General features: G+C 71.4%; 10 protein-coding genes. 8 read left to right on the forward strand and 2 right to left on the reverse strand.

Annotated features, from left to right (window positions below; all coding sequences use genetic code 11):
- Positions 1-11: 11 nt before the first annotated feature.
- The gene (locus tag IE140_RS11855; RefSeq protein WP_150197802.1) at positions 12-2,984 is read right to left on the reverse strand and encodes a 3-keto-alpha-glucoside-1,2-lyase-like domain-containing protein; all 2,973 of its coding nucleotides are present in this window, start codon (positions 2,982-2,984) and stop codon (positions 12-14) included.
- A 242-nt stretch (positions 2,985-3,226) separates the two neighbouring features.
- Positions 3,227-4,138 carry a bifunctional DNA primase/polymerase gene (locus tag IE140_RS11860; protein ID WP_189460356.1) on the reverse strand — a complete coding sequence of 304 codons (912 nt, stop codon included), beginning with the start codon at positions 4,136-4,138 and terminating at the stop codon, positions 3,227-3,229.
- Positions 4,139-4,484: 346 nt separating this feature from the next.
- On the opposite strand from IE140_RS11860, the gene IE140_RS11865 reads away from it, so the two are divergent.
- From IE140_RS11865 to IE140_RS11900, 8 genes are all read left to right on the forward strand, one after another.
- On the forward strand, positions 4,485-4,799 hold the full coding sequence (locus IE140_RS11865) for a hypothetical protein (RefSeq protein WP_032776609.1): 315 nt from the start codon (positions 4,485-4,487) through the stop codon (positions 4,797-4,799).
- A gap of 223 nt (positions 4,800-5,022) precedes the next feature.
- Positions 5,023-6,186: an acyl-CoA dehydrogenase family protein gene (locus IE140_RS11870; protein ID WP_150197404.1), complete on the forward strand. Its 1,164-nt coding sequence runs from the start codon at positions 5,023-5,025 to the stop codon at positions 6,184-6,186.
- A gap of 26 nt (positions 6,187-6,212) precedes the next feature.
- Positions 6,213-7,268 (forward strand): bifunctional MaoC family dehydratase N-terminal/OB-fold nucleic acid binding domain-containing protein, encoded by a 1,056-nt coding sequence (locus IE140_RS11875; protein ID WP_150197406.1) that lies wholly within the window; start codon positions 6,213-6,215, stop codon positions 7,266-7,268.
- Position 7,269: 1 nt separating this feature from the next.
- Positions 7,270-8,319: an acyl-CoA dehydrogenase family protein gene (locus IE140_RS11880; protein ID WP_150197408.1), complete on the forward strand. Its 1,050-nt coding sequence runs from the start codon at positions 7,270-7,272 to the stop codon at positions 8,317-8,319.
- On the forward strand, positions 8,316-8,738 hold the full coding sequence (locus IE140_RS11885) for a MaoC family dehydratase (RefSeq protein WP_150197410.1): 423 nt from the start codon (positions 8,316-8,318) through the stop codon (positions 8,736-8,738). The genes IE140_RS11880 and IE140_RS11885 overlap by 4 nt, the downstream gene beginning before the upstream one ends.
- Positions 8,735-9,901 (forward strand): lipid-transfer protein, encoded by a 1,167-nt coding sequence (locus IE140_RS11890; RefSeq protein WP_150197412.1) that lies wholly within the window; start codon positions 8,735-8,737, stop codon positions 9,899-9,901. Before IE140_RS11885 ends, IE140_RS11890 begins: the two co-directional genes overlap by 4 nt.
- A 179-nt stretch (positions 9,902-10,080) precedes the next feature.
- Complete coding sequence (locus IE140_RS11895) at positions 10,081-10,644, forward strand: SigE family RNA polymerase sigma factor (RefSeq protein ID WP_032764667.1); 564 nt, start codon at positions 10,081-10,083, stop codon at positions 10,642-10,644.
- Between the two features lie 176 nt (positions 10,645-10,820).
- Positions 10,821-12,473, forward strand: coding sequence for a long-chain fatty acid--CoA ligase (locus tag IE140_RS11900; RefSeq protein WP_150197414.1), 1,653 nt, complete (start codon positions 10,821-10,823; stop codon positions 12,471-12,473).
- Positions 12,474-12,479: the final 6 nt, after the last annotated feature.

Genomic DNA, 12,479 nt, shown 5'->3' on the forward strand with positions numbered 1-12,479 from the left:
GGACCCGCGCATCAGAGCCGTTCGATCCAGATGTTCCGGAACCTCGGGTTCTCGCCCGGGTCCCCATGGTCCTGCAGTTTTATGTGGCCCGGTGCCGGGCCCTCGGGGCGGCCCGCCCCCGTCGGGCCCGCGATGGCGACGTTCTTGTGGACCACCTTCCCGTTCCACCGGAGGGTCACCCGCGCGTCCTCCACCTTCTTGCCGTCGCTGTCGAAGCGCGCCGCCCGGAACTCGATGTCGTAGCTCTGCCAGGTGCCGGACGGCTTCGCCGCGTTGGTGTCCGGGGCCTTGCGCAGGTAGATCGAGCCGGCGTCGTTCGTGGCCGGTGTGTCGACTCCGAAGGACTCCAGGATCTGGAGCTCGTACCGCTCCTGGATGTAGACCCCGCTGTTGCCCCGGGCCTGTCCGGTGACGTCCGGCGGGTAGTGGGGCTGGTACCACTCGGCGTGCATCCGGAAGTCGCCGTACTTCTCCTTCGTACGGATGTCACCGCCGAAGGATTCCATGGAGCCGTCCTCCGCCACCGGCCACTTCGCCGGGCCGCCGTCGTTCGACTCCCAGGCGTCCAGGTCCGTGCCGTCGAAGAGCGCTGTCCGCTTCGTCGGGGTGACGGTCAGGTTGTCGAGGTTCACATGGCCGTCGTCCTCGGGCTCGTAGGCGTACGTGATCGTGTTCGCGCCCTTCCGCAGGGGCACCGATTCGGTGTGGGTCGCCCACTTGTTCCAGGCGACGGTGGAGTTCAGCCAGATCTGTTTGTAGCGCTCGCCGTTGACGTACAGGGTCATGGAGCGGGGCGTGGGCTGCGGGTCGGCGTTCTGGCCGTTCGCGTAGCGGAGCGCGACGTCGTGCTTCCCCTTCTTGTCGGCGCGTACGGCGAAGGTGGTGCGGGAGCCCGGCTCCCAGTTGTTGTCGATGAAGCCGGTACCGGAGTAGCCGGAGTGGTTGTCGTTGAACTTGGTGCCGCCGGACAGGGACGCGGACTCCGCCTCGTACACCGGCGGCGGCTTCGACCCGTCGGGCAGCGTGTTCAGGCTGTACCACGCCTCGGTGCTCCACAGCTCCGCCCCGGACTCCGCGGCGAAGGGGCGCGGGGACTGGACGTGCACCACGTGGCCGGGGCGGAGGCCGTCCATCTTCAGCGTCACGGTTTTACGGTCCTCGGAGAGCGCCGCCGACGTGACGTCGAGGGTCTCCTCGTCGGCCTTCGGGCCGCCGTATCGCGGGGTCGCCACGTAACGCCACTGCTGGGCTTCGTACTTGGACGCCAGGTCCTCGGCGGTCTCTGCGGACAGCGGCTGCGTGTACTCGATCTCGAAGCCGCCGTCGACCGCCCGCATGGCGCGCATGTCGAAGGCCTCGTCGCCGGTGAGCGTGAGCTTCTGGAGGCCGAACTTGAGCTTGCCCTCCTGGCCCCAGTTCCCCGCGTCGCCGATGCCGCCGGCGTAGATCGCCCCGTCCGGGCCGAGGCTGATCCGGTTGACGCCGGCCTCCAGGCCCTGCGTCATCCGGAACACCGCGCCCTGGTACTCGCCCCCGACCTTCTCCAGGTAGGCCCGCTGGAGGCCGCCGTAGGTCACGTCGCCGAAGACCATCTGCCCGGCGAAGGGGCCCTTGGGCAGGAGGAGCGGGTTGCTCGGCGAGTTGGAGATCTCGCCGTGCGGCAGCCAGAGCACGGGCTCGGTCACCGGCTGGTCGTCGTAGACGCCGTCCGGGTTGGTGTGGTGGTTGTAGAAGGCGCCCTGTTTGATGCGGACCAGCTTCGACGTCGGCACGTACGCGCCCTGGTTGTCGGTGGCGAAGATCTCGCCCTCCGGTCCCCAGCCGAGGCCGTTCGGGGTGCGCAGGCCCCCGGCGACGTACGACACCTTGCCGGTCTTCTTGTTGATCTTGAGGGTGGAGCCGCGGTTGGGCACGTTCTGCGGGTCCTGGGTCGCGCCCCCGGGCACCATGGCGATGCCCGTACTGACGTAGAAGTGCCCCTTCTCGTACAGCAGTCCGAACGCGAACTCGTGGTAGTTGCCGCCGAACGGCCAGGTCGCGATCTGGCGGTACTCGTCGGTGACCTCGTCGCCGTCCTCGTCGACCAGCGCGGTCAGGCCGTCCTTCTCGGAGACGTAGATCGTGCCGTCGACGTACTTGAGGCCCATCGGCTCCAGCAGGTCCTCGGCGACCAGCTTCTTGGTCACCTTCGACGGGTCGGTGTTCCCGGTGACGTTGTCGAGCAGATACACCTGCCCGAGCTCGCTCTCCCTGCTGCCGCCCCAGGTGCTGACGGCCAGCCGGCCGTCCGGCAGCCAGTCCATGCCGGTGACCTGCGGTTCGAAACCGTCGGGGCGCAGGTCCGTCAGGGTGTAGTCGGGGTGTACCCCGGCCAGCGGCAGGCCGTCGCCCGGTGACTCGTCGATGCCCTCGCACAGCTTGCGGCCCGGCGATGTGACCCGGGTGACGTCGGCGTCGGTGCTCAGCACCGAGGTGGGGACGACGGTGTACGCGTCCGTTCCCGGCGGCCGCCATTCCAGCAGGAGGCGCTGGTCGTACTCGCCGTCCCAGTGGTCGATGCGCAGCGCGTGGTGGCCCTCGGTCAGCTCGGCCGAGCCCTCCTTGGGCTGGGCGCCGTGCTTGCCCCCGTTGTCGATGATCTGCGTGCCGTCGATGATCAGCCGGGATCCGTCGTCGCTGGTGATGCGGAAGTCGTACGTCCCCGCCGACTCGACGTTCAGGTACGCGGTGACCTCGGTGACGAACTTGCCGCCCAGCCCGAAGTCATCGGCGGTGGTCCAGTCGATCGTCGGCTTCAACTCGTCGACGTTGGGCGTCTGTCCGGGCTTGAGCGTGCAGAAGTCCTCCAGCGCCATCTGTACGTCGAAGACCCGCATGGTCACGCCGGGTTCCTGGGGCGGTATGTCGGGGGGCTGGGCGGCGGCCTGTCCTTGGACGAGGGTGGAGAGGAACACGGCTGAGACGAGTACGGCGAATCGCCGCATGGGCCTGCCTCCTTGGGGGCCGAGGCAGCCGGCGGTCGGTGGCTGACGGGCTGCCGCACAACAGTGAAGGGCAGCCCTCGGCGAAAAGGCAACAGGTCGGCAAGCGCTTTCTATTTTATCGTTGTACAGGGGGTGTGATTTCGACGCCTTGGATTTACTCCGTCAGTCTTCTGCTACTTGCAAGTTCGAGGGCTGTGGCGCCGGTCGCGGGTCATAGAAAGCGCTGTCTTCCTGGTCGTTCTTCAGGCCGCGCCGTTCGTCTCCTCGTCGCCTCGCCTCGACGTCAGCCGGGCCGCCGAGGCGATCGCGGCTCGGGCCTCGTGTTCCGGCAGGCCCGTGCGGACGGCGGCCGCGGTGAGCGCGTCGGCCAGGGTGTCGCCGAAGCCGTGCTCGTATGCGCGGCAGGCCGCCCAGAACAGGCGGGTGTTGCGCTGGCCCTCGTGGGCGGCCAGCACGAACTGGATCAGGCCCTCGCCCCGGCGGTCCGGGGTGGGGGTGAGGGCCGCACCCCTGGTGGCCGTGGGCGGGCGGTGGGGCCGGGTGAGGAGGCGGAGCAGGGCGCGGGGGGCCGGGGCCGGGGTGAGGTGGGCCGTGCCGGGGGCCAGGCGGTAGCGGCCGTGGGCGGTGACCGAGCCGGGGCCGACCAGGTAGCCGCCGGTGCCGCGGATGTCGATGCCCGGGGCGAGGCGGCCGGCGGAGTTGGGGACCGTCGCGTCGGCGGGGCCGGTCAGCCAGAGGTGGCGGCCGCCGCTCGGGGTGAGCACCGTGACCGTCGGCGGGATCGTGAACAGGTGCTGGAGGGCCAGCTGCCGTAGCGCGCCCGCCGCGTCGCTGCCGTACGCCGGGTCCACGTCCAGGTCGATGCCGATGAGGCGGTGCGGGGCGCGTCCGCAGGCGATGCCGTAGCCGGTGGCCCGGGGTGCGGCGGCGAAGAGGGCGCGGACGGCCGCGGGGTCGGTGGTGGCGTCGTGCACCCCGTGTCCCGGGAGCCCGCACTCGCCCCGGCAGTGCGCCGGGGGCTGCTCGCCGCTGTGGGGGGAGCGCAGGGCGGGGAGCTTGGTGGCGGAGAGGGGGAAGACGGGGAGGCCGCGCCCGGCGGCGGCGAGGGCATGGGCGAGGGCCAGGGTGGGGGTCTGCCGGTCGATGGTGGCCATGGAATCAGTTTCGTACATATGTTCGAAGAAAGGAAGGGGGGTGGTGGCGAGGCGGGTGTGGGGCGGCTCGCGGGTGGTCGGTGCGGGTGAGTGGCGGAACGCTTCTTCGCGGGTGCCCCAAGGGGGTGCCACAGCCACCTCGCTGACCTGGGCTTTCCCGCGGCTCAGGAGGTTTATCCGCTCTTCGTCATACGTGAGGGGGAATCGGTGGGTGGTCAGGGATTCGCCGGGGATGCGCTGGGCAACTCTGGTCTCGCGACGTTGTGAACAGCACCGGGGCGGTCGGCCAACTCCCCCGGGATCAGCCGAATATGAAGCCGCAATTCCGTTTCCTGGAGGACATGACATGGCAAGTATCCGTACCGCTCGCGCCCTCGCCGCCGTCGCCGCTCTGCCCCTGGCCGTCGCGCTCTGCGGCGGGGTCGCCGTGGCGGACAACGGCTCCTTCGCGAACGACGGATCGAACGCGGCCGTGGCGACGATCGGCGGCAGCGGTGTCGGCGGCAACAACTCCGGCAACTCGTCCACGACCCAGCAGCAGGCCCTCGGCGCCGGTGCGTCGAACCAGAACACGTCCGCCCAGGTGAGCAACTCGGCCTTCGTGCCGATCGACCAGTCCGACCACAGTGTCGCGGTGAACTTCACGCCCTTCTTCTGGTGATCGTTCCCCCGGTGAACCGGTCGCCGGGACCTCCCGGGGGGTGGGTTCCGGCGGACTGAACGGCAGCCCGCACGGCGGCACTTCGGTGCCCTCGTGCGGGCTGCTCGTGTCTTGACAGGGATCACTATCTGACGGACAGTCAGAAACGTCGAGCGCTGATCGCCGGGGTGTCGGCCGGCGGCGCTCCGGCATCCGACCTGTCCGCAGCTCTGGAGGGCCCTCCGTGCATCTCGCTCCGACGGAACGCCAGCAGCGACTCCGCGTCGAACTCCGCTCGTATTTCCGTACGTTGATGAGCGACGAGGTCACACCGGGGAGCGAGCCGCAGCAGCGCCGGCTGCTCCGGCGGATCGGCGCCGACGGGCTGCTCGGGCTCGGCTGGCCCGAGAAGTACGGCGGGCAGGGCCGCGGCCCCGACGAGCAGTTCGTCTTCTTCGACGAGGCGTACCGGGCCGGCGCCCCGGTCTCCATGGTCACGCTCAACACCGTCGGCCCGACCCTGATGGCGTACGGGACCGAGGAGCAGAAGGCGTACTTCCTGCCCCGCATCCTCGCCGGCGACCTCGTCTTCGCGATCGGCTACAGCGAGCCCGAGGCCGGTACGGACCTGGCGGCCCTGCGGACCCGGGCCGTGCGGGACGGCGACGACTGGGTCATCGACGGCCAGAAGGTCTTCACCAGCAACGCCCAGCAGGCGGACTGGATCTGGCTCGCCTGCCGTACGGACCCCGAGGCCCCCAAGCACCGGGGCATCTCGATCGTCCTCGTGCCCACGGACGCCCCCGGCTTCTCCTGGACGCCGATCCCCACCGTGGGCGGGGTCACCACCACCGCCACCTACTACGACGGCGTACGCGTCCCGGTCACGAACCTCGTCGGCGAGGAGAACGGCGGCTGGAAGCTCATCACCAGCCAGCTCAACCACGAACGCGTCGCTCTCGCCGCGATCGGCATGCAGGCCGAGGACTTCTACGAGGAGGCCCTCGCCCACGCCCGCACCCCCGACCCCGCGACCGGGCGCCGCCGGATCGACGAGCCGTGGGTGCGCGCCCGCCTCGCGGAGGCGTACGCCCGGCTCGCGGCGACGCGTCTGCTGAACTGGCGCCTGGTCGATGCCGTCGGCGCCGGCTCACCCGCCCCCGGCGAGGCGAGCGGGGTGAAGTTCGCGGGCACGGAGAGCGCGGTCGAGGTCTACCGGATGTGCCAGGAGGCCGTCGGCGAGACCGCCCTGCTCCGGGGCGGGTCCCCCGGTTGCTTCGGGCCGGACGGTGAGCTGGAGCGGATGAACCGGGCGGCCCAGATCAACACCTTCGGGGGCGGCGTCGGCGAGGTGCAGCGCGAGATCGTCGCGACGGCCGGGCTCGGGATGATCCGGGGCAAGCGATGAGCGGGGCGGGCGCAGAACCCCCGCGTGTGGCCGCCGAAGGCCGCCGGGCGGGTGCCGACGACCCGCGGCCGGGTGCCGACGCCCCGCGGTCGGCTGCCGGAACGTCCGAGAACGACGCCGGGCGCGATGAGCTGCGCGCCCAGCTCAACGACGCCGGGCGCGATGAGCTGTACGACCGGCTCCGCGCCTACGAAGGGCGCCCCGCCGCCACCGCCGGGCAGGGCAAGGACCCGGTCAACGAGCCGATGATCCGGCACTGGTGCGAGGCGATGGGCGACACCTCGCCCGCCTACCGGGGTCCGGACGCCGTCGCCCCGCCGACGATGCTCCAGGCGTGGACGATGGGCGGGCTCTCCGGGCACACGGACGGCACGGGACGCTCCGCCGCGTACGACGAGATGTTCGCGCTGCTCGACGGCGCCGGGTACACCTCCGTCGTCGCGACCGACTGCGAGCAGGAGTACCTGCGGCCCCTGCGCCCCGGTGACCGGATCACCTTCGACACGGTCATCGAGTCGGTCTCCCCGCGCAAGACGACCAAGCTCGGCACCGGCTACTTCGTCACCACCCGCACGGACGTGCACGCCGACGGCGAACGCGCCGGGACGCACCGCTTCCGCATCCTCAAGTACCGCCCCGCGCAGCGGACCAGAGGCTCCGAACCGGCGCGTCGCCCCCGGCCCGTGATCAATCGCGACAACGCCGGGTTCTGGGCCGGGGTCGCCGAGCACCGCCTCCTCATCCAGCGCTGCCTGGACTGCGCGACCCTCCGCCTGCCCTGGCTGCCCGGCTGCAACGCCTGCGGCGGCGCGGAGTGGGACACCGTCGAGGCGGGCGGGGAGGGCACGGTTTTCAGCCATGTCGTCATGCATCACCCGTCGTTCCCCGCCTTCGCCCCGGACGGCGAGGGCGGGCCGTACGCCGTCGCGCTGGTCGAGCTGACCGAGGGCGTCCGCATCGTCAGCAACGTGATCGGTGTGCCGTACGACAAGGTCCGCGTCGGCATGCCCGTACACCTGGACTTCCTCCGTACGGACCCGGACCTCGAACTGCCGGTCTTCCGGGCGAGCGAAGGCGGTTGAGATGGACTTCACCCCGAGCGAGGAGCAGACCGCCGCGCGGGGACTGGCCGCGCGGATCTTCGGCGACCTGTCCACGCACGAGCGGCTGACGGCGGCCGGTACGGGGACGGACGCGGAGCTGTGGAAGGAGCTGTGCGCGGCGGGGCTGCCCGCCGCCGTCGAGGACGTCGGGCTCCTCGGCCTCGTCCTCGTCCTTGAGGAACAGGGCCGGACCACCGCCCAGGTGCCCCTCGCCGCCACCTGCGTGTACGGGCTGCTCGCGGTCGCCGCGCACGGGGCGGCGGAACAGCGCGAGCGCCTGCTGCCTGGACTGCGCGACGGTACGGCGGTGGCGACGGGCGCGTTCCCGGCGCGGGGCGGCGTACACATCGCGGAGGACGGTGCGCTGTACGGGTCCGTGCCCTGGGTTCCGTGGCTGCGCGACGCCACCCATGTGCTGGTGGCGGACGCGGAGCGCGGCCTGTGGATCGTCCGGACCGGCGAGCCGGACGTCACCGCGGTGCCGGTGGAGACGACCGCGCCCTGGTCCGCGGGGCGGCTGGTTCTCGACGGCGTACGCGGGGAGCGGCTGGGGAACGGGCAGCCGGGGGCGTACGGGGACGTCCTCGCCACCGCCCGTACCGCCTTCGCCGGGCTTCAGGCCGGGGTGTGCGCGGGGTCGCTCGCCCGTGCGGTCCACCACACCGTCACCCGCGAGCAGTTCGGGCGTCCGCTCTCCACGAACCAGGGCGTTCTGCTCCGCGCCGCCGACGCCCACATGGACACCGAGGCGATCCGCGTCACCGCGTACGAGGCGGCCTGGCGTCACGACGAGCGACGGGCCTGCGCAGCACAGGCGTTGACCGCCGCCTGGTGGGCCTCGGAGGCGGGCAAACGGGTCGTCCACGCGGGCCAGCATCTGCACGGCGGCACCGGGGCCGACCTCGACCATCCGGTCCACCGGCACTTCCTCTGGGGCCGCCAGCTCGACGCGTACCTCGGCTGCGGCGGCGAAGTCCTGGAGGAGCTCGGCCTGTTGCTGGCCCACAGCAGTCAGGAAGGCGCGTCATGACGTACCCGTACCGCGTCGGCGACGAACTGCCGCCCCTGGAGATCCCGGTGACCCGGACCCTGATCGTCGCCGGGGCCATCGCCTCGCGCGACTACCAGGACGTCCACCACGACGCCGAGCTGGCCCGGGAGAAGGGCTCCCCCGACATCTTCATGAACATCCTCACCACCAACGGGCTCGTCGGCCGCTACCTCACCGACCATTTCGGTCCCACCGCCGTCCTCCGCAAGGTCGCGATCCGGCTCGGTGCGCCCAACCACCCGGGCGACGTCATGCGGTTGACCGGCCGCATCACCGCCGTAAGAGCTGGAGAACCCGCCGAGGCAGTCGTCCACGTCACCGGCGACAACGGCATCGGCCGCCATGTCACCGGCACGGTCACCGTCGCCCTCCCGCAGAAAGGCGAAGAGGGAGCATGAGCATCCGCAGAGCCGATTCGCTCGGCGGGAAGGCCGCGATCGTCGGCATCGGGGCCACCGAGTTCTCCAAGGACTCCGGCCGCAGCGAACTGAAGCTGGCCGTCGAGGCCGTCCGCGCCGCCCTCCACGACGCCGGCCTCACCCCCGCCGACGTGGACGGGCTCGTCACCTTCACCATGGACACCAGCCCCGAGATCACCGTGGCCCAGGCGGCCGGGATCGGCGAGCTGTCGTTCTTCTCCCGGATCCACTACGGCGGTGGCGCGGCCTGCGCCACCGTGCAGCAGGCCGCCCTCGCCGTCGCGAGCGGCATCGCGGACGTCGTCGTCTGCTACCGGGCGTTCAACGAACGCTCCGGCCGCCGCTTCGGCTCCGGTGTCCAGCGGCGCGAGCCCACCGCCGAGGGCGCGGCGCTCGGCTGGAACCTCCCGTACGGGCTCCTGACCCCCGCCTCCTGGGTGGCGATGGCGGCCCAGCGCTACCTGCACGCCTACGGCCTCGACCCGGAGGTCTTCGGGCACGTGGCGGTGGTCGACCGGCGGCACGCGGCGCGGAACCCGGCGGCGTACTTCCACGGGAAGCCCATCACGCTCGCCGACCACGCCGCGTCCCGCTGGATCGTGGAGCCGCTGCGGCTCCTGGACTGCTGCCAGGAGACGGACGGCGGCCAGGCCCTCGTCGTCACGAGCGTGGAGCGGGCCCGTGATCTGCCCCGGCCGCCCGCCGTCGTCGTCGCGGCGGCGCAGGGGGCGGGCCGGTCGCAGGAGCAGATGACGAGCTTCTACCGGGACGGGCTGACCGGCCTGCCGGAGACCGCCGTCGTCGCCCGGCAGCTCTGGCGCACCTCCGGGCTGTCCCCGGCCGACATCGACGTGGGCATCCTCTACGACCATTTCACCCCGTTCGTCCTGATGCAGCTGGAGGAGTTCGGCTTCTGCGGGCCGGGCGAGGCGGGCGACTTCGTCGCGGCGGACGCCCTGCCCCTGAACACCCATGGGGGTCAGCTGGGGGAGGCGTACCTCCACGGGATGAACGGCATCGCGGAGGCCGTCCGGCAGATCCGGGGCACCTCGGTGAACCAGGTGGCGGGCGCGGCGAGGTCCCTGGTCACGGCCGGTACGGGCGTTCCGACGTCGGGCCTGGTCCTCGGGGCGGACGGCTGAGCGGCATCGCTCGGACCCGGGCGGCTCCCGGCGCTCTCGGGGGTGGACCCTGACGGAGGCGGGAAGGCCCGTCCACCTTCAGGAGGTGCAGGGCGGACGCCCCCTACAACCTGAGGCGGACAGCGCTTCGGGACCTGGGGCCGATCCCTTCGGCGGTGCCCGCTCCTAGCGTTGAGTACATGACCACGCCAGTCTGCACGGGCGCCTCCAGGGCGGCCACCGCCACCGCCGGACACCACCCCCACACGCCCTACGCGTCGTTCTCCTCGTACGTACGGGCCCGGGGGCCGGTCCTGCTGCGTACCGCGCGCTCGCTCACCGCGAACCCGTGCGACGCGGAGGACCTGCTGCAGACCGCGCTCGCGAAGACGTACGTGGCGTGGGAGCGGATCGAGGACCACCGGGCGCTGGACGGCTATGTCCGGCGGGCCCTGCTGAACACGCGCACCTCGCAGTGGCGCAAGCGCAAGGTCGACGAGTTCGCCTGCGAGGAGCTGCCCGAGCGCGAGTCCCTTCCGGCGCCGGACCCGGCCGAGCAGCAGTCGCTGCACGACGCGATGTGGCGCGCGGTGCTCAAGCTGCCGGACCGCCAGCGCGCGATGGTCGTCCTGCGCTATTACGAGGACCTGAGCGAGGCCCAGACGGCGGAGGTGCTCGGCGTGTCGATCGGTACGGTCAAGAGCGCCGTCTCCCGCGCCCTCGGCAAGCTCCGCGAGGACCCGGAGCTGACGCCGGTCCGCTGACCAGCACTACTACCGGGGCATCCCCATGCCCCCGGCCGGCATGCACGCACGGCCTCCAGGGGTGCCCGCACGGCCTCCGGTCAGGAATTTTCTCCCGCGAGTAGTGACATACCGCGTGGTATGTGCGCAGAATCAGCGGAACCCTACTGCCGCGTAGCGCCCACCGGGAGGACGCCGTGCTGAGCACCATGCAGGACGTACCGCTGACTGTCACCCGCATCCTGCACCACGGGATGACGATTCACGGGAAGTCGCAGGTCACGACCTGGACCGGCGAACCCGAGCCGCACCGCCGTACCTTCGCCGAGATCGGCACCCGCGCCACCCGGCTGGCCAACGCTCTCCGCGACGAGCTGGGCATCGACGGCGACCAGCGGGTCGCCACGCTCATGTGGAACAACGCGGAGCATGTCGAGGCCTACCTCGCCATCCCCTCCATGGGCGCCGTGCTCCACACCCTCAACCTCCGGCTTCCGCCCGAGCAGCTCGCCTGGATCGTCAACCACGCGGACGACAAGGTGGTGATCGTCAACGGTTCGCTGCTGCCGCTCCTCGTGCCGCTGCTGCCTCACCTGCCGAGCATCGAGCACGTCGTCGTGGCCGGTCCCGGCGACCGCTCCGCCCTCGCCGGTATCACGCCCCGCGTGCACGAGTACGAGGAGCTGATCGCGGGCCGCTCCACCACGTTCGACTGGCCCGAGCTGGACGAACGCCAGGCCGCGGCCATGTGTTACACCTCCGGCACCACGGGCGACCCCAAGGGCGTCGTCTACTCGCACCGGTCGATCTACCTGCACTCGATGCAGGTCAACATGACCGAGTCGATGGGACTGACCGACAAGGACACCACCCTGGTCGTCGTGCCCCAGTTCCATGTGAACGCCTGGGGTCTGCCGCACGCCACGTTCATGAGCGGCGTCAACATGCTCATGCCGGACCGCTTCCTCCAGCCCGCCCCCCTCGCCGACATGATCGAGCGCGAGCGCCCGACGCACGCGGCGGCGGTCCCCACCATCTGGCAGGGCCTGCTCGCGGAGGTCACGGCCAACCCGCGCGACCTCACCTCCATGGCCAACGTGACCATCGGCGGCGCGGCCTGCCCGCCCTCGCTGATGGAGGCGTACGACAAGCTCGGCGTCCGGCTCTGCCACGCCTGGGGCATGACGGAGACCTCGCCGCTGGGCACCATGGCCCACCCGCCCGCCGGGCTGAGCGACGAGGAACAGTGGCCCTACCGGGTCACCCAGGGCCGCTTCCCCGCCGGAGTCGAGGCGCGGCTGGTCGGCCCCGGCGGCGAACACCTCCCGTGGGACGGCGAGTCGGCCGGTGAGCTGGAGGTCCGGGGCCCCTGGATCGCCGCCGCCTACTACGGCGGGTCCGACGGTGAGCACCTGCGCCCCGAGGACAAGTTCAGCGAGGACGGCTGGCTGAAGACCGGTGACGTCGGCGTGATCAGCGCCGATGGCTTCCTCACCCTCACCGACCGTGCCAAGGACGTCATCAAGTCGGGCGGCGAATGGATCTCCAGCGTCGAGCTGGAGAACGCGCTGATGGCCCACCCGGACGTGGCGGAGGCGGCCGTCGTCGCCGTGCCGGACGAGAAGTGGGGCGAGCGGCCGCTCGCGACCGTCGTCCTCAAGGAGGGCGCCGCGGGTGTCGACTACGAGGCGCTGAAGGCGTTCCTCGCCGAGTCGGGCATCGCCAAGTGGCAGCTGCCGGAGCGCTGGTCGGTGATTCCCGCCGTGCCGAAGACGAGCGTGGGCAAGTTCGACAAGAAGGTGATCCGCAAGCAGTACGCGGAGGGCGAGCTGGACGTCACCCAGCTCTGAGCCTCC

This window comes from Streptomyces parvus (assembly GCF_014648875.1).
In the GTDB taxonomy this organism is placed as follows: domain Bacteria; phylum Actinomycetota; class Actinomycetes; order Streptomycetales; family Streptomycetaceae; genus Streptomyces; species Streptomyces parvus.

Excerpts from the sequence above, each read along its gene's own strand:
- IE140_RS11855 (WP_150197802.1), bottom strand. The coding sequence starts at position 2,984 with ATGCGGCGATTCGCCGTACTCGTCTCAGCCGTGTTCCTCTCCACCCTC.
- IE140_RS11895 (WP_032764667.1), top strand. The coding sequence starts at position 10,081 with ATGACCACGCCAGTCTGCACGGGCGCCTCCAGGGCGGCCACCGCCACC.
- IE140_RS11880 (WP_150197408.1), top strand. The coding sequence starts at position 7,270 with ATGGACTTCACCCCGAGCGAGGAGCAGACCGCCGCGCGGGGACTGGCC.
- IE140_RS11860 (WP_189460356.1), bottom strand. The coding sequence starts at position 4,138 with ATGGCCACCATCGACCGGCAGACCCCCACCCTGGCCCTCGCCCATGCC.
- IE140_RS11865 (WP_032776609.1), top strand. The coding sequence starts at position 4,485 with ATGGCAAGTATCCGTACCGCTCGCGCCCTCGCCGCCGTCGCCGCTCTG.
- IE140_RS11890 (WP_150197412.1), top strand. The coding sequence starts at position 8,735 with ATGAGCATCCGCAGAGCCGATTCGCTCGGCGGGAAGGCCGCGATCGTC.
- IE140_RS11885 (WP_150197410.1), top strand. The coding sequence starts at position 8,316 with ATGACGTACCCGTACCGCGTCGGCGACGAACTGCCGCCCCTGGAGATC.